Origin of the sequence: Gilvimarinus gilvus (assembly GCF_030518155.1) — a bacterium.
GTDB classification, from domain to species: domain Bacteria; phylum Pseudomonadota; class Gammaproteobacteria; order Pseudomonadales; family Cellvibrionaceae; genus Gilvimarinus; species Gilvimarinus gilvus.
On the sequence record NZ_JAULRU010000011.1, the window covers coordinates 1 to 375 of the forward strand.

The 375-nt window shown below is 48.3% G+C and carries 1 protein-coding gene; it reads right to left on the reverse strand.

Annotated elements, in window-relative coordinates:
- Nucleotides 1–246 (reverse strand): helix-turn-helix domain-containing protein (locus QWI17_RS00055; RefSeq protein ID WP_302720469.1); only part of this gene is annotated, 246 nt, incomplete at its 3' end.
- Between the last annotated feature and the right edge of the window lie 129 nt (nt 247–375).

Genomic DNA, 375 nt, shown 5'->3' on the forward strand with positions numbered 1-375 from the left:
CTCGTAGGTACACCTTGGCCGCCCCTTCCCTTCGGGCTGAGTAACGACTCGCAGTACCCCCACATCAACCAGTTGGGCAACCGCTTTTGAAACGGCTTGCACCGGAAGCCGCAGGTCTTCAGCCAATTGCTTCTGCGAACGAGGCTTAGGCGTCACGGAGCCATAGTGCTTCCAGAATGCAATGAGCAGAAATTTAGCATCTGGATCACCCGGCCTTAGCTTCGCATCAAGAAGCCTGGTAAGCATAGAACCTCCAATTTTTAACTCGTAAATATACCCTATATACACGATATCTTAGTTACAGTAACGGCTCATATAACAACACGTAACGTTTTACTCACATATCAGTATCAAAGCTGATAACGGTTGCGTAAC